The organism is Devosia sp. ZB163, from assembly GCF_028613635.1.
Lineage (GTDB): Bacteria > Pseudomonadota > Alphaproteobacteria > Rhizobiales > Devosiaceae > Devosia_A.
This window is the reverse complement of sequence record NZ_JAQRMY010000003.1, coordinates 498507-520766: the sequence shown is the minus strand read 5'-3', so window position 1 is coordinate 520766 and position 22260 is coordinate 498507. Positions and strand designations below refer to the sequence as shown.

Annotated in this window: 17 protein-coding genes and 1 pseudogene; 11 read left to right on the top strand and 7 right to left on the bottom strand. The window is 67.5% G+C overall.

Annotation, left to right across the window (positions count from 1 at the left end):
• Positions 1 to 26 precede the first annotated feature (26 nt).
• Genes PRN20_RS16350 through PRN20_RS16335 form a run of 4 tightly spaced genes read right to left on the bottom strand, consistent with a single transcriptional unit; the run spans position 27 to position 4443 of the window.
• Entirely contained in the window at positions 27 to 1271 is a 1245-nt protein-coding gene (locus PRN20_RS16350; protein WP_273958609.1) for an ABC transporter substrate-binding protein, read from the bottom strand.
• A 40-nt stretch (positions 1272 to 1311) separates the two neighbouring features.
• Entirely contained in the window at positions 1312 to 2400 is a 1089-nt protein-coding gene (locus PRN20_RS16345; RefSeq protein WP_273958608.1) for an ABC transporter ATP-binding protein, read from the bottom strand.
• Positions 2401 to 2411: 11 nt separating this feature from the next.
• Positions 2412 to 3635, bottom strand: coding sequence for an enolase C-terminal domain-like protein (locus tag PRN20_RS16340; RefSeq protein ID WP_273958607.1), 1224 nt, complete (start codon positions 3633 to 3635; stop codon positions 2412 to 2414).
• Positions 3636 to 3651: 16 nt separating this feature from the next.
• Positions 3652 to 4443, bottom strand: a complete 792-nt coding sequence (locus PRN20_RS16335; RefSeq protein WP_273958606.1) for an SDR family NAD(P)-dependent oxidoreductase — start codon at positions 4441 to 4443, stop codon at positions 3652 to 3654.
• A 133-nt stretch (positions 4444 to 4576) separates the two neighbouring features.
• Between PRN20_RS16335 and PRN20_RS16330 the strand changes: the two genes are divergently transcribed.
• From PRN20_RS16330 to PRN20_RS16320, 3 genes are read left to right on the top strand one after another with little or no spacing between them, the layout of a single operon-like run.
• Positions 4577 to 5671, top strand: a complete 1095-nt coding sequence (locus PRN20_RS16330) for a lactonase family protein (RefSeq protein WP_273958605.1) — start codon at positions 4577 to 4579, stop codon at positions 5669 to 5671.
• A 44-nt stretch (positions 5672 to 5715) separates the two neighbouring features.
• The gene (locus PRN20_RS16325) at positions 5716 to 8334 is read left to right on the top strand and encodes a hypothetical protein (protein WP_273958604.1); all 2619 of its coding nucleotides are present in this window, start codon (positions 5716 to 5718) and stop codon (positions 8332 to 8334) included.
• 25 nt (positions 8335 to 8359) lie between these two features.
• Positions 8360 to 10987: a glycosyl hydrolase-related protein gene (locus PRN20_RS16320; protein WP_273958603.1), complete on the top strand. Its 2628-nt coding sequence runs from the start codon at positions 8360 to 8362 to the stop codon at positions 10985 to 10987.
• A 121-nt stretch (positions 10988 to 11108) separates the two neighbouring features.
• On the opposite strand, the gene PRN20_RS16315 is transcribed toward PRN20_RS16320, so the two are convergent.
• Both PRN20_RS16315 and PRN20_RS16310 read right to left on the bottom strand, forming a co-directional pair.
• Positions 11109 to 12134 (bottom strand): hypothetical protein, encoded by a 1026-nt coding sequence (locus PRN20_RS16315; protein ID WP_273958602.1) that lies wholly within the window; start codon positions 12132 to 12134, stop codon positions 11109 to 11111.
• A 219-nt stretch (positions 12135 to 12353) separates the two neighbouring features.
• On the bottom strand, positions 12354 to 13715 hold the full coding sequence (locus PRN20_RS16310) for an MATE family efflux transporter (RefSeq protein WP_273958601.1): 1362 nt from the start codon (positions 13713 to 13715) through the stop codon (positions 12354 to 12356).
• 239 nt (positions 13716 to 13954) lie between these two features.
• On the opposite strand from PRN20_RS16310, the gene ilvD reads away from it, so the two are divergent.
• A complete protein-coding gene (gene ilvD / locus PRN20_RS16305; protein WP_273958600.1) occupies positions 13955 to 15796 on the top strand; it encodes a dihydroxy-acid dehydratase in 1842 nt (613 codons plus the stop codon).
• Positions 15797 to 15829: 33 nt separating this feature from the next.
• Here ilvD and phnF read toward each other — a convergent pair whose 3' ends face one another.
• Positions 15830 to 16567 carry a phosphonate metabolism transcriptional regulator PhnF gene (gene phnF / locus PRN20_RS16300; protein ID WP_443112577.1) on the bottom strand — a complete coding sequence of 246 codons (738 nt, stop codon included), beginning with the start codon at positions 16565 to 16567 and terminating at the stop codon, positions 15830 to 15832.
• An 82-nt stretch (positions 16568 to 16649) separates the two neighbouring features.
• On the opposite strand from phnF, the gene phnG reads away from it, so the two are divergent.
• From phnG to PRN20_RS16265, 7 genes and pseudogenes are all read left to right on the top strand, one after another.
• Positions 16650 to 17099, top strand: coding sequence for a phosphonate C-P lyase system protein PhnG (gene phnG, locus PRN20_RS16295; RefSeq protein ID WP_273958599.1), 450 nt, complete (start codon positions 16650 to 16652; stop codon positions 17097 to 17099).
• Positions 17099 to 17689 (top strand): phosphonate C-P lyase system protein PhnH, encoded by a 591-nt coding sequence (gene phnH, locus PRN20_RS16290; protein WP_273958598.1) that lies wholly within the window; start codon positions 17099 to 17101, stop codon positions 17687 to 17689. Before phnG ends, phnH begins: the two co-directional genes overlap by 1 nt.
• A 1-nt stretch (position 17690) precedes the next feature.
• Positions 17691 to 18749, top strand: a pseudogene (locus tag PRN20_RS16285) (carbon-phosphorus lyase complex subunit PhnI); the annotation flags it as partial.
• Positions 18750 to 18904: 155 nt separating this feature from the next.
• Complete coding sequence (locus PRN20_RS16280; protein WP_273958597.1) at positions 18905 to 19783, top strand: alpha-D-ribose 1-methylphosphonate 5-phosphate C-P-lyase PhnJ; 879 nt, start codon at positions 18905 to 18907, stop codon at positions 19781 to 19783.
• 144 nt (positions 19784 to 19927) lie between these two features.
• Positions 19928 to 20704: a phosphonate C-P lyase system protein PhnK gene (gene phnK / locus PRN20_RS16275; RefSeq protein ID WP_273958596.1), complete on the top strand. Its 777-nt coding sequence runs from the start codon at positions 19928 to 19930 to the stop codon at positions 20702 to 20704.
• Positions 20705 to 20876: 172 nt separating this feature from the next.
• The gene (gene phnL, locus PRN20_RS16270; RefSeq protein WP_273958595.1) at positions 20877 to 21581 is read left to right on the top strand and encodes a phosphonate C-P lyase system protein PhnL; all 705 of its coding nucleotides are present in this window, start codon (positions 20877 to 20879) and stop codon (positions 21579 to 21581) included.
• Positions 21578 to 22186 (top strand): DapH/DapD/GlmU-related protein, encoded by a 609-nt coding sequence (locus PRN20_RS16265; protein ID WP_273958594.1) that lies wholly within the window; start codon positions 21578 to 21580, stop codon positions 22184 to 22186. Before phnL ends, PRN20_RS16265 begins: the two co-directional genes overlap by 4 nt.
• Positions 22187 to 22260 lie beyond the last annotated feature (74 nt).

The following is a 22260-nucleotide window of genomic DNA, read 5'->3' as shown; positions in this document are numbered from 1 at the left end:
GATGAGCGCGACCGGCGGAAGGCAGCTTACTTGCTAGCCCAGTAATCGGCGTTGATCGACTGCATGGTGCTCATGGACTCCGTCGCCTGCTCCGGCGTCGGGTTGAACATGAACTCGCCCATGGCGGCCACGAGGTCGCCCTGGATCTGCGACGGAACCGCTTCCCACCAGCGCACGAGTGCGCGCGGCTTGGCGTTCGCGACGAGTTCCTTGTTCGCCTCGATGATCACGTTCGGCGCCTGCGCCTTGAGGTTGCCGTTGTAGACCTGGACCGTGGAGCCGAGGATGTTGGCGGCATCGACGCCCATCATCGCCTGGACGCCCTTGCCGAGGTCCGGATTGGCCTCGAGCGCGGCCTTCGAGACGACGATCGGCGAGGCTTCGACGATCACGGACTGCTGCACGTCGGGGCTGAGCGCGGGCATGAGGAAGGTGCCGAAATCCTCGCCTGCCTTCATGCCGGCCTCGACGAACGAGCCCGAGTGCCAGTCACCCACGAGGAACATCGAGGACGTGCCGTCGACGAACAGCTTCTGGTCGTCCTGGCCGCTCTCCTGCGGGTTGGTGAAGTAGCCCTTGGCATACATGTCGCCCCACACCTTGAAGGCGTTCTGGACGTCGGGGCTGTCATAGGCGACCGAGCCGTCGGTGAGACCGACGAAGGAGTCGGGGTTGGTGCCCAGGACGAGCTGGCTGAACCAGATGAACGGCATCCAGCCACCCGAGGCAGGCCCGTTGATCGGGGTGAAGCCGGCGGCCTTCAGCTTGTCGCAGGCCTCGACGAACTCGGCCCAGTTGGTCGGCGGACCGGCGATGCCGGCCTTCTCGAAGTGGTTCTTGTTGTAGAACATCACCCAGTTGGCGACGTTGAGCAGGATGCCGTACGGCTTGCCGTCGACATTCACCAGCGCCTGCTGGTCGGCCGAGAAATCGCCGTTGGCGATCGCCGCTTCCCAATACGGCGTGAGGTCGGCCGCGACGCCCGTCGCGACGAGGTCGTTCAGCTGCTGGCCGTTCCACCAGGTAAAGAACGCAGGCACGTTGTTGCCGGCGATCGAGGTCTGCATGAACGCCTGGTATTTGTCCGTCGGCGTGATTTCCTGCAGCTTGACGGTGGCGCCCGATGCCGCGCTCGCCGCTTCGGCGAGACCGGTCATGCCGGCGTTCCACGGCGTCTTGTCCGAGTAGAGTGCGAGGTCGGCCGCCGCTGCCGTGCCGACTGTCAGCGCGGTCGCGAGGCCTACTGCTCCGATTTTCCTAAGTAACGACATAACGTTCTCTCCCTTTTTGGTTCTGTCGTTCTCGCTGCCGCTAGCGCAGCAGCGAATTCTCCGTCTGGCGGTCGAAGATGTGCACGCGGCCGCCATCGATCCTGAAGCGCACGGCCTCGTTGGGCTCGAGCGCACGCGGATGCTGCATGCGTGCGACGACCTCCGACCCGCCCAGGCTGGTAAAGAGCAGGCTCTGGTCGCCGAGCATCTCGGCGAACTCGACCTGCCCCGTGAAGTCGGCACCCAGGTTCGGGCGGGTGCCGTGCCCCTCCGGCACGACGTCCTCCGGCCGCACCCCGAGCGTGACCTCGGTGCCCGCTGCCGGCAGGTGGAACCGATCGGCGGGAACCGCGATCTCGATGCCCCCTGCGCTGATGGTCGAACCTTCGCCGACCGTCGCCGGGATGAAGTTCATTGACGGCGCGCCCATGAAGCCGGCGACGAACTGGTTGCGCGGCCGCTCGAACACGTCGAGCGGCGAGCCGATCTGCGCCACCTCGCCGTCGTGGAGCACCACGATCTTGTCGGCGAGCGTCATCGCCTCGACCTGGTCATGGGTCACGAACACCACGGTCGCGCCCAGCTGGCGCTGCAGCCGCTTGATCTCGACGCGCGTCTGGTTCCTGAGCTTCGCATCGAGGTTCGACAGCGGCTCGTCGAACAGGAACACCTGCGGCTCGCGCACCATGGCGCGGCCGATGGCGACGCGCTGCCGCTGCCCGCCCGACAGCTGCGAGGGACGGCGATCCATGTACGGGTTGAGGCCCAGCATCGAGGCCGCCTCGGTCCGACGCCGCTCGATCTCCGGCTTGGCCACGCCGCTGATCTTGAGCCCGAACCCCAGGTTGTCGCGCACGCTCATATGCGGATAGAGCGCATAGGACTGGAACACCATGGAGATGCCGCGCTCACGCGACGGCAGGTCGTTGACCAGCTTGCTGCCGATCCTGAGCTCGCCATGCGAGATGGTTTCGAGGCCCGCGATCATGCGCAGCAGGGTGGACTTGCCGCAGCCCGACGGGCCGACGAGAACGACGAACGTGCCATCCTCGATATCGAGGTCGATGCCCTTGATGGCGACGAACTCGCCGTAGATCTTGACGATATCGCGCAGGGTTACTGTTGCCATTCCGCGGTCCCTCAGTGCTCTGCCGGATTGGCGTAACGGCTCTCGGGCTGCACCGAGTACCACCCGGGCCTGCCCGGATCGCGGTCGTAGGTGTACCCGCCGACCTCGCGGTAATAGGCCGCGTACTTCGCCACTGCCTCGCGATCGACCTCGACGCCGAGGCCCGGCCCCTTGGGCACTGCGATCTCGCCGTCGACATATTTCATCTTGCCGCCCACGATGATGTCGTCGAGCAGGTGGTGGTAATGCGCGTCGGCCGCAAAGCTCATGTTGGGCAGCGCTGCACCGAGGTGCAGCATGCTCGCGAGCTGGATGCCGAGTTCCCCCGACGAGTGGACGCTGGCCCCGAACTGGAACGTCTCGAGCACCTGCCCGGCCTTGTAGGCCTGGCGCAACCCGCCCCAGAAGGTCGTATCGAGCAGGATCACGTCGATGGCATCATGCTTGATGCACGTGGCCAGCTGCTCGAAGTTCACCACCACGGTGTTGGTCGCCGTCGGGATCGAGATGCGGTCGCGCAGCCGCCGCATCCCTTCGAGACCGAAGCACGGGTCCTCGAAATAGTCGTTGCGGATGTGCTCGATCTCCTTGGCGACCCAGATCGACTCCTCGACCGACCAGACGCTGTTGGGGTCGAGCCGGAACCTGTCGCCCGGCAGCGCTTCTGCAATTGCCGAGAACACCTCGACGTCGTGCTCGGGCTTGAACACCCCGCCCTTGAGCTTGTGCGACTTGAAGCCGTGCAACTGCTTCTGCCGCTTGGCCTCGGCCACCAGTTCATCGGCGCCGAACTCGTCGCCGAACCCGTTCTCGGGGCTGGCATAGCGATAGAAGAGATAGCTCGCGAACGGGATCGACTCGCGCAGCGCCCCGCCGATGAAGTCGCAGGCGCGGACACCGAGTGCCTTGCCGGCCACGTCCATGCAGGCCATCTCGATGGCCGCGTGGACCTGCATGCGCGAGTTGTAGAGGCTCGCCACCGGATTCATGATCTTCCAGCGCAGCTGTTCGAGCTGCAGCGGATCATGCCCCTTGAGATATGGCAGCAGGCCGCGCACTGCGTTCTCGGCGCTCTCGCCGCCGCCGCCGAGTTCGCCCCAGCCGGAGATGCCCTCGTCCGTCACCACTTCGACGAGGGTGCGCACGAACCGGCCCCAGTGGGCGCCCGAAGCATGGCGCAACGGTGCCTCGAGGGGCACTGCGACTGTAGTGGCTTTGATGTCTACGATCTTCATGAATACCGAGCTCTGACTACTGATCGGCCTTGCGGGGCGCGCCGGGGATGCGTGCGAGCATGCCCCCGTCGACGCGCACCGTTTCGCCGGTCATGAACGACGCTTTGTCCGAGAGGAGGAATGCGATGACCTCCCCGATCTCCCTTGGCTGGCCACGCCGGCCGATGGGATGCATGGCGTCGATTTCGTCATCGAGCGCCTTGGGATTGGGATCGAGATTGATGGCCCAGCGCAGCATCGGCGTTTCCACCGAACCCGGTGCGACGCCGAGGACGCGCACGCCGTTCGCGGCTTCGTCCATCGCCATTCCGGTGACCAGCCCGATAAGGCCGTGCTTGGAGACGACATAGGCGAGCGCCCCCTTCTGCGCGGCCATGCCCTGCACCGAGGCCGTAAGAACGATGGCGCCCTTGTTCCGGCGCAGCTCCGGCATCGCTGCCTTGGCGACATAGAAGCCGCCGGTGAGATTCACATCGAGCGTCTTCGCCCAGAGTTCGGGCGTCGTCGTCACCGCGTCGCCATAGGTCTGGATGCCGGCATTGTGGGAGACGCCGCCGAGCCCGCCGAAGCGGTCGACCGCGAGCTGCACCGCAGCCTCGCAATCGCTCAGGTCCGTCACCGAGCCGACTTTGATGGCATGCTTGCCGCCCAGCGCCTTCGCGGTCGCCTCGAGCGCCTCGCCGTCCTTGTCGAACAGCACGAGATTCTTGCCCTCGGCCGTCAGCACTTCGGCGACGCCGCGGCCGATGCCCATGGCCGCGCCGGTCACCAGCACCGTGTCGCCCGCATTGTTGACTTGATCGCTCAACGCCAGCTCCCTCCCTTGTCAAATACTTGTAGTTCTACCATACTAGTCGTGTCAATCGACTTCCGCGGTGCCCGAGGGGGGCAGCGCGAAGCCGCACGAAAGCGGCACGAAGCAGGGCAAAGGGGAGGGCGACGTGCCCATTTATGCGTTCACCGGGAGCCTCACGCGCCCGATGCCCCAGTACGGGGCTGCCAACGGCCAGGGCATCGGGCGGCTGGTCTTCAACGACGACACGGGTGAGCTTCGCCTCGCCGACTTCACCGGCGGCGTGGACGACACGGCCTGGCTGGTGACCGACCCGGCACGCGGGCGGCTCTATTCGACCTGCGAGATCACCGGCACGAACCAGAGCGCCATCGCCGCCTATGCCGTCGAGGCGGAAGGCCTGCGGCTCATCGGCCGCCAGCCCACGCTCGGCAACGAGGCCTGCCACGCCAGCCTCTCGCGCGACGGCCGTTTCCTCCTGGTCGCCAACTACAACGGCGCCAACCCCGAGGGTTACCCCGACGCCGCCCTCACGGTCTTCCCCATCGGAACCGATGGATCGCTCGGCGATCCCATCGCCAGCGTGCGCCACACGGGCAGCGGCCCGAACCGCGACCGCCAGTTGAGCGCCCACGCGCACTGCGTGGTTTCATCTCCCGCCGGCGACGTCGTCTATGTCGCCGATCTCGGCATCGACAAGCTCGTCGCCTACGACTTCGGTAACGATGGCAGCCTGACCCGCGCACCGGACAAGGACTTCGCCTTCCCGCCCGGGCTCGGCCCGCGCCACCTCGTCTTCCATCCCGACGGCAGCGCGCTCTTCGTCGTCAGCGAGCTGATCGCGACGGTCGTCAGTCTCGCAGTCGATCCCACGACCGGCGCACTGAGCCAGCGCGACGCCTTCCGCATCCCCTCGCTCGACGGCGGCATCGTGCAGTCGGCCGGCATCCTCCTCGCCCCCGACAACCGGCACCTCTTCGTCTCGCTGCGCGTCTGCGACGAAATCCTCGTCCTCCGCATCGAAGCCGACGGCAGGCTGACCCGGACCGCGCGCGTCAAGAGCGGCGGCAACACTCCACGCGACCTCGCCTTCTCGCCCTCGGGCAAGCACCTCGTCGTCGCCAACCAGGATTCCGACCGCCTCACCGTCTTCCGCGTCGACCACGCCAGCGGGACACTTTCGGAACCCATCCAGCATCTCGAGATCGGCACGCCGATGTCGGTCAAGCTCGCCGCCTTCTAGGCCGGCGCTATCCCTCACCCACCTCTACCGCCAGCGGGCCACCCATGATCAACGAGATCCTCTTCGTCCATCACAGCCATACCGACATCGGCTATACCCACCCCCAGCCGGTGGTGATGGAACTCCACCGCCGCTTCATCGACGAGGCGCTCGATATCGCCGAAGCGACGGCGGACTACCCCGACGACGCCCGCTTCCGCTGGACCTGCGAGATCACCGGCGGAACGATGGACTGGTGGGTGAACGCCACCAACACCGACCGCGACCGCTTCCTCGCCGCCGTCAAGCGCGGCCAGATCGATGTCGCCGGCATGGGCTGGCATATGACTCCGCTCATGGACCACTCGATGGTCCTCGACGTGCTGAAGCCGCTCCGGTTCTTCCGCGACCTCGGCATCACCGTACGATCGGCCATGAACACCGACGTCAACGGCCTGCCCTGGGGCGTTGTCGATGCGCTGCTCGACCACGGCATCACCGGCATATCCATGGCCATCAACGAGCACTACGGCCACGCGCTCGCACCCTGGCCGCGCGCCTTCAACTGGCAGGCGCCGGGCGGTCGCACCATCACCGCCTATAACGGCTTCATCTACGGCGCCACGTCCGACCGCAGCCTGATGATCCCGGTCGACATGGAGCAGGCCCGCCACCGCGTGCCCAAGTGGACGAAGCGCTGGGAGGACGGCGGCTATCCGCATCCGTTCCTCATGATGCAGATCACCAACATCCGCTATCACGACAACGGCTCGCCGCAGGCCGCCCTGCCCGATTTCGTCCGCCGCTTCAACGAGGGCAACGCCTCGACCGGCGGCGTGAAGCTGCGCATCGGCACCATCACCGAGTTCTTCGATCGCGTCCGCCAGCAGCCGGCCGATACCATGAGCACCATGCGCGGCGACTGGACCGACTGGTGGAACTTCGGCGCCGGTTCGACCGCGCACGAGACGGCGCAGGCCATGCGCGGCCAGCGCGACCTCGACGCCGCCACCGGCCTCGACGCCTGGCACCCGACCGAAGAGCCGCGCCGTCGCGCCATGCTGCACGACACCGCGCGCAAGGGCCTCGCGCTCTACGCCGAGCACACCTGGGGCGCCGACCGCTCGATCAGCCAGCCCTGGTCGCCCGAAACCCGCACCCAGCAGCTGCTCAAGCTCGCCACCGTCGCCGACGGCGCCAGCATCGCCCGCATGCTGCGCCGCGACGGCCTCGAGCGCCTCGCCATCGACGCCGGCGGCGAGGAGCCGACCCTGCTGCTCTACAACCCGCACGCCTTCGCGGTGAAGCAGTCGGTCCGCCTGCCCTACCTGCCGCCCATGGGCGGAGCGCCCGATCCCAGGCGCGGCTTCGGCCTCGAGGACCTGATCCCTACCGGCCCCTCCTCGCACCGCATCCAGCGCCAGGACGTCGTCATGTCCGACCTCGCTGACGACCGCGCCTACTGGATCGCTCCGGTCGACGTGCCGCCCCTCTCCTACGTCACCATTCCCGCCGCCAAGGTGCGCATCGCCGACGCCGCCAAGCTCACGGCCCGCGATGGCGTGCTCTCCAACGGCCGGATCAGCGTCACCGTCGACCGCAGGACCGGCGGCGTCACTTCGCTCAAGCTCGACGGCACCGAGTATGCCGGCGAAGCGGCAGAGCACCTGAAGTTCGGCGTGCCGGTGCTCGAGCAGATCGCTTCGGGCATCCGCACCGACATGTTCGATAATGTCGAGATCGAGTCCCCCGACTGGAACCGGGCCTGGCACCGGGACTGGAAGGCCGAGCGCCATTCCGGTTCGCTCACCGGCACGACTGAAAGCGTCGAGCGCGGCAGCGCCCAGGTCACCCAGTCCTTCGAGCTGCCCAACGGCGACAAGGTCGATGTGCTCTACCGCCTCGTCGGCGACGAAGGCGCGCTCCATGTCGAAGCGACCGTCACGAAACAGCCGCTCGCCGAGCCGCATGCGCTCTACCTGCCCATGCCCGCCGCCCTCGGCGCCAACTGGGATTGCCACTACGAAACCGGCGGCGCAGTGACCAGGCTCGACGACGAGCAGCTCCCCTACGCCAGCCGGCACTACATCACGGCACAGCGCTTCATCCGCATCGGCGACAACCAGCACGAGCTGACCGTCGCCTGCCCCGATGCGCCGCTCTGGCAGGTCGGCGGCTTCACCTTCGGCCGCTTCGGCGACCCCGACGGCCGCGTCGTCCGCGAGCGCCCAACGCTCATCGCCTGGCTCACCAACAACTACTGGAGCACCAACTTCCAGGCCGATCAGGGCGGGCAGACCAAGTTCCGCTTCGTCGTCGTCCCCTCGACCCGCCGCGAGATCGGCGCATCGGCCCAGGCCGCCCTCGCCTACGCCCAGCCTCTGGCGGCCCACCTCTTTGCCGAACGCGGCGCGGTGCGGACGGGCGAGGCAAGCCTGCTCAAGCCCGAGCTCGGCACGGCGCTGCTCACCCGGCTCGAGCAGTCCGGCAATGGCGTCGCCCTAACCATCCTCAACCCCGGCGACGAACCGGTGGCGGCGAAGGTCGGGGCCGGCAGCTTCAAGCCCACCAAGGCCAGCCGCACCTCGCTCTCCGGCGACGAGATCGAACCCCTGCCGCTGAGCGCGGGCGCCGTCAGCTTCACCGTCGCGCCCCGCGCCTGGACCCGCATTGCACTGACCTGAGCAGATACTGGGAGGAGAAGAAACCATGAGCAAGATCAAGACGATATACGTCTGCAACCATGCCCATACCGATATCGGGTTCACCGATTACCAGGAGCTGGCGCTGCGCCAGCACGGCGAGTTCGTCGGCCAGGCCCTCGACCTGATCGAGAAGACCGACAGCTACCCCGTCGAAGCACAGTATCGCTGGACGGTGGAGACCACCGGTCCCTTCCTCAAGTACCTGCGCCAGGCCAGTCCCGGCGAGATCAGCCGGTTCCGCCACTGGCACGAGCAGGGCCGCATCGATATCGCCGGCATGCAGTACAACATGACGCCGCTGCTCAACATCGAGCAGATGCACCGCTCGCTCTACCCGCTCCGCGCCATCCGCGACGAGTTCGGCTTCTCGGTCGAGGCGGCGATGCAGGACGACGTCAACGGCGTCTCCTGGCTCTATGCCGACCTGCTGGCGGACCTCGGCATCAAGTTCTACACCGCCGCCATCAACCCGATCCGCGGCGCCCGCCCCAAGCCCTTCCCCGGCGCGTTCCGCTGGGAAGGCCCGAGCGGCAAGCAGGTGCTGGCCTGGAACGGCTACCACTACCTCTTCGGCCGCAGCCAGGCCGGCCTCGGCAACTGGGATCTGGTCGATCGCCTGCTGCCGCGCTGGATCGACGAACTCGAGAACGACGACAGCTACCCCTTCGATTTCCTCTACTGCGAGTCCACCCACCCGGTCCGCGTCGACAACGGCCCGCCCGACGCGCGCATGCCCGAGTTCGTGAAGCGCTGGAATGAGGAAGGCCGTCCGTACCGGATGGAGTTCATCACGGTCACCGATTTCGGTCGCCTGCTGGAGGAGAAGTACGCCGGCGTCATAGGCACCCAGCGCGGCGACTGGACCGACCACTGGGCCGACGGCGTCGGCTCCTCGGCCTTCGAGGTCGCGGTGAACCGCGCCGCGCACGAGATCGTCGGCATCGGCGAAACGCTGGAAAGCTGGCGCCGCAGCCAGGGCGCGACCGACTGGAACGCCGAGCTGGCCGATCGCACCTACGAGTCGATGACGCTCTTCGACGAGCACACCTGGGGCGCCTACTCATCCGTCGAGGCGCCACATTCGCTGTTCAGCCAGGCGCAATGGAACCGCAAGGCCGGCTTCGCCTACACCGCCGCCATGGAAGGTCACAACGCGGTGGCGAAAGCGGCCAACGCGCTCGCCGCACCCCTCGGCACCAAGGGCCCGGAAGGCATCTTCAACCTCGGCAATCTCGACCCCAAGGAGGCCTTCAAGGATTCAGGCATCCGGGATGTGCTCGTCTTCAACACCCTGCCCTGGGAGCGCAAGGTCATCGTCGAGGAGCCTGAGCCGCGCGGCGGCGCCGCCCCGGTCGGCATGCTCGATACCTTCTTCAACCGCCGCAGCACCTGGGGCGGCCCCCGCCCCTACCCGGAGATCCGGCGCGTCGCCGGCACCATTCCGCCCATGGGCTACGCCTTCCTCAACCTCGAGGACGGCGTCCCCTCTGCTGACCTCAAGGCCAGCGGCGATACCATCGAGAACAGGCACTACCGGGTGCGGATCGGCAGGAAGACCGGCGCCATCGCCGAGCTCTTCGACAAGGAGCAGAACCACGATTTCGCCGGCAAGTACCAGGGCTGGGGCCCCGGCGAGTATGTCTACGAGACCGTGGACTCGCCCGACGACCGGCTGGCCATCGCCGACATCAGCTTCGACAAGCCGGAGTTCTTCACCGGCCACAAGGACACGCCGTGGCGGCGCGAAACCGCCAGCAGCGTGACGCTCGAGGATGCCAGCATCTACGAAGGCCGCGCCTCGATCACCGTCCGCATCGAAGCCCCCGGCGTCTCGGCCGCGACCGTCGTCTATGCCCTCGATGCCGATACCAAATGCGTCGTCGTCGACTGGAGCATCGACAAGCTCGAGCATCCGGAGGCCGAGGCGGTGTTCATCGCCTTCCCGTTCAACTTGAAGCGCGCCGACTTCCTGCTCGATCTCAACGGCGTGCCCTCCGTGCCCAACAAGGACCAGCTCGATGGCGCCGCCAAGGACTGGTATCCGCTCGGCCGCTGGGCCTCGGTGAGCGACGGCGATCGCAACGTCACCGTCGTTCCGCTCGATACGCCGCTCGCCCACCTGGGTGGCATCACCACCGGCAAGTGGAACCGCACGCTCCAGCCCGAGGGCCCGACCATCATGAGCTGGGCGCTCAACAACCACTGGCTGGTCAACTTCAAGTCGGCCCAGAGCGGACGCATCCCGCTGCGCTATCGCCTGACCACCGGCAAGGGCCCGACTGACGCCGCCGCATCGGCCAAGTTCGCCGCCGAAGTCGCCGTTCCGCCGGTCGCCATGCGTGACATCGCCCCGACCGGCAAGCGCTCGGACAGCTACCTCTCGACCGGCAAGGCCCCCGTGCTGGTGACCACCAAGCCGGGCGAGGATGACGGCTGGGTGGTGCTGCGCCTGCAGAACCTCTCGGGTGACAGGCAGTCCCAGACGGTGACCTTCACCGGCCGGCCTGCCGCCGCCCGCAGCGCCGACCCCATCGAGCACCCGGGCCAGGCCCTCAAGCTCGACGGCAAGACGCTGAGCGTCGACCTCGCCCCGCTCGAGATCCGCACGGTCCTCGTACGGTTCGCGAACTGACCACGAGCAGGCAGCCCTCACCCTGACCCTCTCCCCATTGGGGAGAGGGGACGCTCACCGCACGACCGCTGCCCCATCGCCCCCTCTCCCCGCTAGGGAGAGGGCCGGGGTGAGGGGCAGTTCAACCCTGCTCGATCTCCGCCGCCTCCACCTCGATCCGGTACTGGGTCACGAACCGCTCACCGGCGCGGAACGTCCGCGCCGTCGGCGTCCCCCGTCGCGAGATCGGGTTGTCGGCCGACGAAACCTGCTGGCCCAGGTCGAACGCCGAACAGACCGGCTCGAGCCCCAGCGCCAGGTGCCGCCCGTTCCAGGGCGCGAACTGCCGCCCCCGGTTGGAAAACCACAACAGCGCACTCGGAAAGTGCTCGGCCTCCCACGCCAGCTTGACGCGATAGCCCTCCGCCGTGTTCCACAGAGCGGCCCTGCCCGGCATCTCGAGCAGTTGCAGCACTTCCTCGGTCGCCTGGGGCAACGGCACCTGCCGCACATCGAGCCGCCCGCCGGCGAGCAGCGGCACATCGTGCCACGGCTCGAGCAGTTCCCCCTGCCTGAAGATCGAGGACGCATCGACCGGCCCCGGGAACGTCATCCCCGCGACCTCGGAACCGACCTCGATCCGCATCGCCCCCGCCTTCGCCGGCAACCGGAACGACGGGTGGAGGCCCATCGGCAGCGTGCAATCGCGCCGCACGTCGATCTCGAGCTCGAAATCCATCGCGCTCGCATTTGGGTCCGGCGTCACGGTCCGCTTCAAGCCCCGCACCGGATGGTCCTCCGGATAGTCGATGGCGAGTACGATGCTGCCCGCCTCCCCTGCCTCGAAGCGCCACGCGTGGTTGGACGAATAGCCATGCGGGAACGGATCGACTGTCGGCGCCGCCACGGACCCCGGCCACCCGCCGGCCGGCGCACGATCGGCGTCCGATCCGAAGGGCACGCAGGGCCACTCACCCCGCAGCCGCTTGAGGATTCCCGGGACCTCGGCGTCCACCGTCTCGGTGGCCCAGGGCGCGACCTGGAACGGCGCCACCTGCCTGCCGCCATCGAGCACGAACAGCGTCGGCCCGATCATGCCACCCAGGCTTTCGACGCTGACCACGCCATGCTGCCAGACCAGCGAACGTGCCTCACCCAGCCTTGTCATTTCGATCGCTTCCCCTCGTTCGCCCGCCACAGTGGCCGAACGCAGCGAGGCAGGCAACCGCGAAAAAATGATTAAGCCGCAACACCTTATCATGTCGTCGCTCTTCTTCCAGGCGCTCGCCTTGGGAGCCTGGCTGCCGCGCTGCCAACCTTCCTCGCCGGCCTGCTGCTGACCCGGTCATTGGGCGCGCAGGGTGCGCCAACACCCGGCCTCGATCGATCAGCTGCCGGCGGCTGATGGCTGGGAGAACAGCGACGGCTTCCTGCGATCGAGCGCCTGCCAGTAATAGGCGGCGCGGGCGAGATAGAAGACGTGTATCGCCAGCCACAGGCCGATGTTTCCGGCAAGCGGCTGGAACGCGAAGATCCCGATGAGGAACGCGAGCAGCGCCACGATCATGCCGTTGCGCATGGTGATGTTGAGCGTCGAGCCGACCAGTATCCCGTCGTAGACGAAGGCCGGCATGCCGGTCAGCGAGCACAGGGCCGCGAGCCACAGGAACTCCCGTGCATATGCCCGCACCGGCTCGCTCGTGGTCATGAAGTCGACCACGAACGGTCCGCCCAGCAGCCAGAATGCCGCGAGGCCGGCCGACACAGCCAGTCCCCATCGCATGGAGAGGGCATAGGCGCGCTCGTAGGCCGGCCGGTAGTTTGCGCCGACCGCCTTGCCGCAGAGCGCCTCCGCAGCCTGGGCCATGCCATCGAGGAAATACCCCGAGATCATCAGCAGGTTGAGCAGGATGGCGTTGGCCGACAGGGCGATCTCGCCCATGCGCGATCCCTGCGCGGCGAAGATCAGGTAGGTGCCCATCAGCGCCATCGAACGCAGCATCAGGTCGCGCGAGAGACCGATCATGCGGCGGAGTCCCGTCGGATCGAAGAGTTCGGTCGGGTGGATAAGGGGCGCGAGCCTGCGCAGTCCGCCAAAGTGCCGGACCACGAGCACGAGGCCCACCAAGGCAGCGACCACCTGCCCCAGCACCGTGCCCAGGGCCGCGCCGAAAATGCCCCAGCCGAGGCCATAGACAAAGTAGACCGACAGGAAGATGTCGACGAGGTGGATGATGAACTGCAGCATCATGCCGGTGCGGGCATTGCCGCGGCCGTAGTACCACCCGAGCAGGGCGTAGTTGATCAGCGAGAACGGCGCCGACCAGATGCGCACGTGGAAATAGGCCGCCATCGCGTCGGCCACCCCCGGCGTGGGCGGAGCCAGCGCCAACCCCGCGACGTAAAGGAGCGGCCCGCTGAGGATGATCATGGCGAGGCCGATGATCAGCGAGGCCACCACCGCCCGGCTGAGATGGATCAGTCCATCCTGCGGGTCGCGGGAGCCGATCGATTGCGCCGTGAGCCCCGCCGTCCCCGTCCTGAGGAAATAGGCCATCGAGAAGATGAAATCGAAGGCCAGCGCGCCGAGGACGAGCCCGCCCAGCAGCGCCGCATCGCCCAGCCGCCCGATGACCGTGATGTCATTCAGCCCGGCCAGCGGCTCGGTGATGAAGGCAACGGAGGCCGGCAGCGCGATGCGCCAGATGTCGCGAGACTTGACCTCGAATGGATAGCTGGGTCGGCTCAAGGTGGTTCCGAAGGATTGCCCATGACCAGTCGAGTCATGCGGGTGTTGTGCCGAGGCACATAGCGCATTTCGCGAAAGCCCGAACCAGGTTTCGCGCTGTTGGCCAGAGCGGCGACGCCAGGCCGCTGTCGCCGCGACCCCAGACCTGACCACCGAGTGGACGCATCGGCCTCAGGTCGCCTTGCAGTTCCATATCGGTTGTGGAATGGCAGTGTGACGTCCGACGAGGAAATCAGCTCATGCCCCAGTACCGTTCCCGCACCACCACCCACGGCCGCAACATGGCAGGTGCCCGCGGCCTATGGCGCGCCACGGGCATGAAGGACAGCGATTTCGGCAAGCCGATCATCGCCGTGGTCAACTCGTTCACCCAGTTCGTTCCCGGCCACGTGCACCTCAAGGATCTCGGCCAGCTCGTCGCGCGCGAGATCGAGGCAGCCGGCGGCGTCGCCAAGGAATTCAACACCATCGCCGTCGATGACGGCATCGCCATGGGCCATGACGGAATGCTCTATTCCCTGCCCTCGCGCGAGCTCATCGCCGACAGCGTCGAGTACATGGTCAACGCCCACTGCGCCGACGCCATGGTCTGCATCTCCAACTGCGACAAGATCACCCCCGGCATGCTGATGGCGGCGCTCCGCATCAACATCCCCGTGGTCTTCGTCTCCGGCGGCCCGATGGAAGCGGGCAAGGTCGTGCTCGCCGGCCAACTCCAGGCGCTCGACCTCGTCGACGCCATGGTCGCCGCCGCCGACGACAAGATCTCCGACAGCGACCTCAAGGCCATCGAGGAAGCCGCCTGTCCGACCTGCGGCTCGTGCTCGGGCATGTTCACCGCCAATTCGATGAACTGCCTCACCGAGGCGCTCGGCCTGTCGCTCCCGGGCAACGGCTCGACGCTCGCCACCCACTCCGACCGCAAGCGCCTGTTCCAGGAAGCCGGCCACCTGATCGTCGATCTCGCGCGCCGCTACTACGAGCAGGATGACGCCTCGGTCCTGCCGCGCTCAATCGCCACCAAGGCCGCCTTCGAGAACGCCATGGCGCTCGATATCGCCATGGGCGGCTCGACCAACACCGTGCTCCACATCCTCGCCGCCGCCGCCGAAGGCGAGATCGACTTCACCATGGACGACATCGACGCGCTGAGCCGCAAGGTGCCTGTGCTCTGCAAGGTCGCCCCGGCCAAGTCGGACGTGCACATGGAAGACGTGCACCGCGCCGGCGGCATCATGTCCATCCTCGGCCAGCTCGATCGTGGCGGTCTCATCAACCGCGGCGAGCCGACCGTCCACGCCGCCACCCTCGGCGATGCCCTCGACCGCTGGGACATTTCCCGCACCAACTCCGATGGCGTGCGCAACTTCTTCATGGCTGCCCCCGGGGGCGTCCGCACCACCGAGGCCTTCAGCCAGAGCGCCCGCTGGAAGGATCTCGACCTCGACCGCGCCAACGGCGTCATCCGCAGCACCGAGCATGCCTTCTCGCGCGATGGCGGCCTCGCCGTGCTCAAGGGCAACGTCGCGCTCGACGGCTGCATCGTGAAGACCGCCGGCGTCGACGAGTCGATCCTCAAGTTCACCGGCCCCGCCCGCGTGTTCGAGAGCCAGGATGCTACCGTCAAGGCCATCCTCTCCAACGAGATCAAGGCCGGCGATGTCGTGGTGATCCGCTACGAGGGCCCACGCGGCGGCCCCGGCATGCAGGAAATGCTCTACCCGACGAGCTACCTCAAGTCGAAGGGCCTCGGCAAAGCCTGCGCCCTCCTGACCGACGGCCGCTTCTCGGGCGGCACCTCGGGTCTCTCGATCGGCCACGTCTCGCCCGAGGCGGCCGAGGGCGGCACCATCGGCCTCGTGCGCGAAGGCGACATCATCGAGATCGACATCCCCGGCCGCACCATCAACCTCAAGATCTCCGACGCCGAGCTCGCCGCGCGCCGCGCCGAGCAGGACAAGCTCGGCTGGAAGCCGGCCCAGCCGCGCAAGCGCAACGTCTCGACCGCGCTCAAGGCCTACGCCGCCTTCGCCACCAGCGCCGCCAGGGGCGCCGTGCGCGACCTGTCGCGCCTCGACTGATACCCGGCTGGCCGGCTGCCGAACGGCGGCCGGCTACACCACCAGCTCCAGCCGATCGGCCGGAAACCGCGTCAGCATCGCGTGGATGGGCGTGCCATCCATGTCGAGGTCCACCGCATCTGAAACGAGCACGACCGAGCCCGGCGCCAGCTTCAGCGCCTGCGCCTCGTCGAGCGTCGCATGCCGCGCCGAAATCCGCGTCGAGCCGCGCGAGTAGTCCTCGATGCCATAGCGCCTGAGCGCCAGCGTCACCGATCCCGCCTCGAGATAGGCCGCATCGAACCCGCTGAACCGCGCCTCCGGCAACCAACCGGTAGCACGCGCCAGCGGCCGCCCGTCGGCGAACGAGATCGTCTCCTGCCGGAGTAGCCGCGTTCCCGGCTTCACCTGCAGCGCTGCCGCCAGCCGTGCGCTCGCCCGCTCGATCCGGCTCGACAGCAGCTGTCCGCGCCGCTCCCGCACCTGCCCGGCAAGCCCTTCCGAAAAGCGCGTGCGCCGCCCGATGGGATAGCTCAGCCGCCGCGCCTCGGCGACGAACGTGCCGCGACCATGCTCGGCCCGCAGCACCCCCTCCTCCACCAGCACCGCGATGGCCCGCCGCACCGTGTGCCGGTTGACCCCGAAGCGCTCGGCCAGCGGCAGCTCGCCATCGAGCCGATCGCCGCTCTCGAGCTTGCCGCCCACGATGTCGAGACGGATGGCGTCGGCGATCTGGCGCCACAGCGCCACCCCTCCGGCGGGTTCGATCTCGGTACGGCTCAAGATTGTCATTGCATCTTCACACGGTCGGCCTATAGCGGGGCGAAACGACATTACTTGTCTATTTTACTATACAAGTTGGAGCGAAGAGGCAATGTCCGAACTGCCTGCGAACACCCCCCGGCAGGAGGCGATGGCGGTGTTGAGTCACGCCACGCCGAAGCGGCTCGGCGAGCTCTGGGCCGCCTGGTCCGACAAGCCCGCGTATCACAAGGTGCGTGGTCCCGAGACCGGGCTGGTCATGGTACGCGGCCGCGCCGGTGGCGGCGGCAACGCCTTCAACCTCGGCGAAGCGACGGTGACCCGCGCCACGGTGCGGCTCGAAACCGGCGAAGTCGGGCACGCCTATTGCCTCGGCCGCGACGGCGACAAGGCGGTGCAGTCGGCGCTGTTCGATGCGCTGCTGCAGCGTGACGCCGAAGCGGTCGAAACGCTGGTGCTGAAGCCGCTGCGCGAAGAGCAGGCCGCGGCCGATGCCAGGCTCCGCGACGAGACGGCGGCCACCAAGGTCGACTTCTTCACCATGGTCCGCGGAGACGATTGATGGACACGACAATCGAAGGCGGCTTCGCCGATCTGGTGCTGGGCGCGCAGAACGTCTTCCGCGCCGTGATGGATGCGCTGGCCCGTCCCGGCACGGTGCAGTCGATCGCGTCCGATGCCGCGCCGCCGGCGCCGCTGACGCCCGAACTCGGCGCCGTTGCGCTGACGCTCTGCGATCACGACACGCTGGTTTGGCTCGATCCGGTGCTCGCTGCGAACGAGGCGGTGACCTTGTGGCTGGCGTTCCACTGCGGCGCCCCGGTCACCGCAGATATCGGCGCGGCGGCGTTCGCACTGGTCAGCGATGTCGCTCTGCTCCCCAGCCTCGACTGCTTCGGCCAGGGCACCGACGAGTACCCCGACCGTTCGACCACCGTGGTGCTCGCCGCCGCTGCCGCCCCGCGTGCCGTCACGCTGAAGGGGCCAGGCATCAAGGACCAGCTCACCACCGAGCTGCCCCTCCCCGGCGGCGACTTCATCGACCAGTGGGCGGAGAACCGCGCCCGCTTCCCGCGCGGCGTCGACCTCTTGCTCGTCCGCGCTGGCACGGTCGTCGGTCTGCCCCGCACCACCCGCATTTCGGAGGCCTGATATGTATGTTGCCGTAAAGGGCGGCGAGGCCGCCATTGCCAATGCCCACCGGCTGCTTGCCGATCGCCGCCGTGGCGATCGTTCGGTGCCGGCGCTGCGCCTCGACCAGATCATCGAGCAGCTCGGCCTTGCGGTCGATCGCGCCATGGGCGAGGGCTCGCTCTATGACCGCGAGCTGGCGGCGCTCGCCATCATCCAGTCGCGCGGCGACCTGATCGAGGCGATCTTCCTCGTCCGCGCCTATCGCACCACGCTGCCGCGCTTCGGCTACTCCAAGCCGATCGACACCGCCGCGATGAAGATCGAGCGGCGCGTTTCGGCGACGTTCAAGGACCTGCCGGGCGGCCAGCTGCTCGGCCCCACCTTCGACTACACGCACCGTCTGCTCGATCCGAGCATTGCCGAGGGCGCCGATGTCGATGAGGCGGTCATCCGGCTCAGCGACGACGAGCCCGCACCGCGGGTCACCGACCTGCTCGACCACCAGGGCCTGATCGAGCCCGACGTCTCCGAGGTGCAGGACGAGATCGGCGACCTCACCCGCGAGCCCCTCGAGTTCCCGCTCAACCGCGACCGGCGTCTCCAGGCGCTGGCCCGCGGCGACGAGGGCTTCCTCCTCGCGCTGGGCTACTCGACGCAGCGCGGCTATGGCCGCTCGCACCCGTTCGTCGGCGAAATCCGCATCGGCGAGGTCGAAGTCGAACTGGATATCCCGGAACTCGGCTTTGCCGTGAACCTCGGGCGCATCCGGGTCACCGAGTGCCAGATGGTCAACAAGTTCAAGGGCAACGCCAAGGTGCCGCCGCAGTTCACCCGCGGCTACGGCCTCGTGTTCGGGCAGGCCGAGCGCAAGGCCATGGCGATGTCGCTGGTCGATCGCTCGCTGCGCGCCGGCGAGCTCGGCGAGGATGTGAACCATCCCGCGCAGGACGAGGAATTCGTCATCTCGCACTCCGACAACGTGCAGTCGACCGGCTTCGTCGAACACCTGAAGCTGCCGCACTACGTCGATTTCCAGGGCGAACTCGGGCTGCTGCGCGAAATGCGCGCCGAGCACGAGACGGATGCACCGGCCAGCACCCTCCCCCCCGCGGGGAGGGCTGGGGTGGGGGGAGCCCCACACTCCGAGCATGCCGCTTCCCCCCTCCCAGCCTCCCCCGCAAGGGGGGAAGTGCCCGGAAGCATCGAGGACACCTCACCCGCGGAGGCGGCAGAATGAACATCGCCAAGTACAACTTCGCCTATCTCGACGAGCAGACCAAGCGGATGATCCGCCGGGCCATCCTCAAGGCCATCGCCGTCCCCGGCTACCAGGTGCCGTTCGCCAGCCGCGAGATGCCGATGCCCTACGGCTGGGGCACTGGCGGCGTGCAGGTCACCGCCGCGATCATCGGTCCATCAGATGTGCTCAAGGTTATCGACCAGGGTGCCGACGACACGACGAACGCGGTGTCCATCCGCGCCTTCTTCGCCAAGGTCGCCAATGTCGCGGTGACCACGCACACCGCCGAAGCGAGCATCATCCAGACCCGCCACCGGATCCCGGAGGCCAGGCTCACCGAGGGCCAGGTGCTGGTCTATCAGGTGCCGATCCCGGAGCCGCTGCGCTTCCTCGAGCCGCGCGAGACCGAGACGCGGAAAATGCATGCGCTCGAGGAATACGGGCTGATGCATGTGAAGCTCTACGAGGACATCGCCAAGCATGGCCGCATCGCCACCACCTACGCCTACCCGGTGAAAGTCGAGGGCCGCTACGTCATGGACCCCTCGCCGACGCCGAAGTTCGACAACCCCAAGATGCACATGTCGGAAGCGCTGCAGCTGTTCGGCGCCGGCCGCGAGAAGCGCATCTACGCCGTGCCGCCCTACACCGAAGTGGTGAGCCTCGATTTCGAGGACCACCCGTTCGAGATCCAGCACTTCGAGGAACCGTGCGCGCTCTGCGGCGCGACCGGGGTCTATCTCGACGAGGTCATCCTCGACGACAAGGGCGGGCGCATGTTCGTCTGCTCCGACACCGACAATTGCGAAGATCGCGGCGCGCACGGCCACCGCGGCAAGCTCGCCGGCCACGCCCTGGAGGCAGCAGAATGATGCCCGAGTCCTGCGGTCTTGCGCCTCCCTCCCCCTTGAGGGGAGGGATTGAGGGAGGGGGTGGTTCGGTGGGCCACCGATGGACCCCCACCCCCACCCCTCAAGGGGGAGGGGAGCCTACCCCCCGCGCCAGTGGAGACGCCAATGTCTGACCAGCCCCTCCTCCGCGTCAACCAGCTCAGCAAGTTCTACGGCAGCCGCATGGGTTGCGCCGACGTCTCGTTCGAACTCTGGCCCGGCGAAGTGCTGGCCATCGTCGGCGAATCCGGCTCGGGCAAGACGACACTGCTCAACTGCCTCTCGACCAGGCTGGAGCCGACCTCCGGCCTCGCCGAGTACCGCATGCGCGATGAAGTCTGGCGCAATCTCTACGACCTCAGCGAAGCCGAACGCCGCTTTCTGATGCGCACCGACTGGGGGTTCGTCCACCAGAATCCGGCCGATGGCCTTCGCATGACCGTCTCGGCCGGCGCCAATGTCGGCGAGCGCATGATGGCCGTCGGCAACCGCCACTACGCCAACATCCGCTCGACCGCCATCGAGTGGCTGGGCCGCGTCGAGATCGCCGAGGACCGCGTCGACGATGAGCCCCGCGCCTTCTCTGGCGGCATGCGGCAGCGGCTGCAGATCGCCCGCAACCTCGTCACCCACCCGCGCCTCGTCTTCATGGACGAGCCCACCGGCGGCCTCGACGTCTCGGTGCAGGCGCGCCTCCTCGACCTCATCCGCGGCCTCGTCGCCGATCTCGGTCTCTCGGCCATCATCGTCACGCACGATCTGGCGGTGGCGCGGCTCTTGTCGCACCGGATGATGGTGATGAAGGACGGTCACGTGATCGAGCAGGGCCTCACCGACCGGGTGCTCGACGATCCGCGCGAGCCGTATACGCAGTTGCTCGTTTCCTCGATCTTGCAGGTGTGACGATGGGGGAATTACCGGCGGACGGCCCCCTCCCATCCTCCCCCATGAAGGGGGAGGTGCCGCATCGAGTATGTGGCACGATCTCGCCCAAGCACCGGCCTCTCTTCACCTCCCCCTTTATGGGGGAGGATGGGAGGGGACCGTCTCTCTCAGTCAACGAAAGGGCAGCCGCATGACCACCCTTCTCTCAGTTTCCGACGTCGCCAAATCCTTCACCATGCACCTCCGCGACGGGATCATCCTCCCCGTCGTCTCCGACGTCGCCTTCGAGGTGAACGCCGGAGAGTGCGTCGTGCTCGGCGGCCCTTCCGGCGCCGGCAAGTCGAGCCTGCTCAAGATGGTCTACGGCAACTATGGCGTCGATGCCGGCTCCATCTCGCTGATCCATCACGGCCGACCCGTCGATCTCGCAACCGCCAGCCCGCGCACCGTGCTGGATCTCCGCCGCGACACCATCGGCTATGTCAGCCAGTTCCTCCGCACCGTGCCGCGCGTCACCACGGTCGACGTGGTGGCCGAGCCGCTGGTCAGCCGCGGCACCTCCCGCGACGAAGCCACGGCCAAGGCCCGCGAACTCCTCGCCCGCCTGAACCTGCCGGAGCGGCTGTGGTCGCTGCCGCCGGCCACCTTCTCGGGCGGCGAGCAGCAGCGCGTGAACATCGCCCGCGGCTTCATCACCCCGCATCCGGTTCTGCTGCTCGACGAACCGACGGCGTCGCTCGATGCCACCAATCGCGCCGTGGTGGTCGAGATGATCGCCGAAAAGAAGCAGGCCGGTGTCGCCCTGCTCGGCATCTTCCACGACGAGGAAGTCCGTGCCCAGGTCGCCGACCGCATCGTCGACGTCACCCTGTTCGCCGCGAGGAAGGCCGCTTGAAGCTCTCGGAAACGCCCGTCGTCCACCCCACGGCGGAGGTGCATGACTCCGTCCTCGGCCGGTACACCGAGATCGGCGCCAACTGTCACGTCAACCGCTCGACGCTGGGCGACTACTCCTATCTCGTCGACGGCACGCAGGTGGCCTACGCCGAGATCGGCAAGTTCGCCAACATCGCGGCGAACGTTCGCATCTACGCCAGCAAGCACCCGATGCAGCGCGCCTCGCTGCATCACTTCACCTACCGCTCGAGCTGGTACTTCGACGGCGAAGAAGACGACGACGCCTTCTTCGATTGGCGCGCCGACAACGGCATCGAGATCGGCCACGACACCTGGATCGGCCACGGCGCGGTGATCATGCCGGGCGTGAAGGTCGGGCACGGCGCCATCGTCGGCTCCAACGCCGTCGTCACCAAGGACGTGGCTGATTTCGCCATCGCCGTCGGCGTCCCCGCCAAGCCCATCCGCCAGCGCTTCCACGCCCCCATCGCCGATCGCCTCCTCGCGCTCGGCTGGTGGGACTGGAGCCACGACAGGCTCCACCAGGCGCTGCCGGATTTCCGCGCACTCGAGATCGAGGCGTTCCTCGAGAAATATGAATAGCCGGTTGCGCTAACAGCTTTGTCATGTGGTTGCCTCGGCCGGTCGGTGCCGCTAGGGACGGATTCCCCCGTGCC

What these genes read in the sequence shown, in the direction of transcription:
- phnF (WP_443112577.1), bottom strand. Translation starts at nt 16,567, where the DNA reads ATGACAATCTTGAGCCGTACCGAGATCGAACCCGCCGGAGGGGTGGCG.
- PRN20_RS16320 (WP_273958603.1), top strand. Translation starts at nt 8,360, where the DNA reads ATGAGCAAGATCAAGACGATATACGTCTGCAACCATGCCCATACCGAT.
- phnK (WP_273958596.1), top strand. Translation starts at nt 19,928, where the DNA reads ATGTCTGACCAGCCCCTCCTCCGCGTCAACCAGCTCAGCAAGTTCTAC.
- PRN20_RS16350 (WP_273958609.1), bottom strand. Translation starts at nt 1,271, where the DNA reads ATGTCGTTACTTAGGAAAATCGGAGCAGTAGGCCTCGCGACCGCGCTG.
- phnL (WP_273958595.1), top strand. Translation starts at nt 20,877, where the DNA reads ATGACCACCCTTCTCTCAGTTTCCGACGTCGCCAAATCCTTCACCATG.
- PRN20_RS16345 (WP_273958608.1), bottom strand. Translation starts at nt 2,400, where the DNA reads ATGGCAACAGTAACCCTGCGCGATATCGTCAAGATCTACGGCGAGTTC.
- PRN20_RS16340 (WP_273958607.1), bottom strand. Translation starts at nt 3,635, where the DNA reads ATGAAGATCGTAGACATCAAAGCCACTACAGTCGCAGTGCCCCTCGAG.
- phnH (WP_273958598.1), top strand. Translation starts at nt 17,099, where the DNA reads ATGGACACGACAATCGAAGGCGGCTTCGCCGATCTGGTGCTGGGCGCG.
- PRN20_RS16315 (WP_273958602.1), bottom strand. Translation starts at nt 12,134, where the DNA reads ATGACAAGGCTGGGTGAGGCACGTTCGCTGGTCTGGCAGCATGGCGTG.
- PRN20_RS16325 (WP_273958604.1), top strand. Translation starts at nt 5,716, where the DNA reads ATGATCAACGAGATCCTCTTCGTCCATCACAGCCATACCGACATCGGC.
- PRN20_RS16280 (WP_273958597.1), top strand. Translation starts at nt 18,905, where the DNA reads ATGAACATCGCCAAGTACAACTTCGCCTATCTCGACGAGCAGACCAAG.
- phnG (WP_273958599.1), top strand. Translation starts at nt 16,650, where the DNA reads ATGTCCGAACTGCCTGCGAACACCCCCCGGCAGGAGGCGATGGCGGTG.
- ilvD (WP_273958600.1), top strand. Translation starts at nt 13,955, where the DNA reads ATGCCCCAGTACCGTTCCCGCACCACCACCCACGGCCGCAACATGGCA.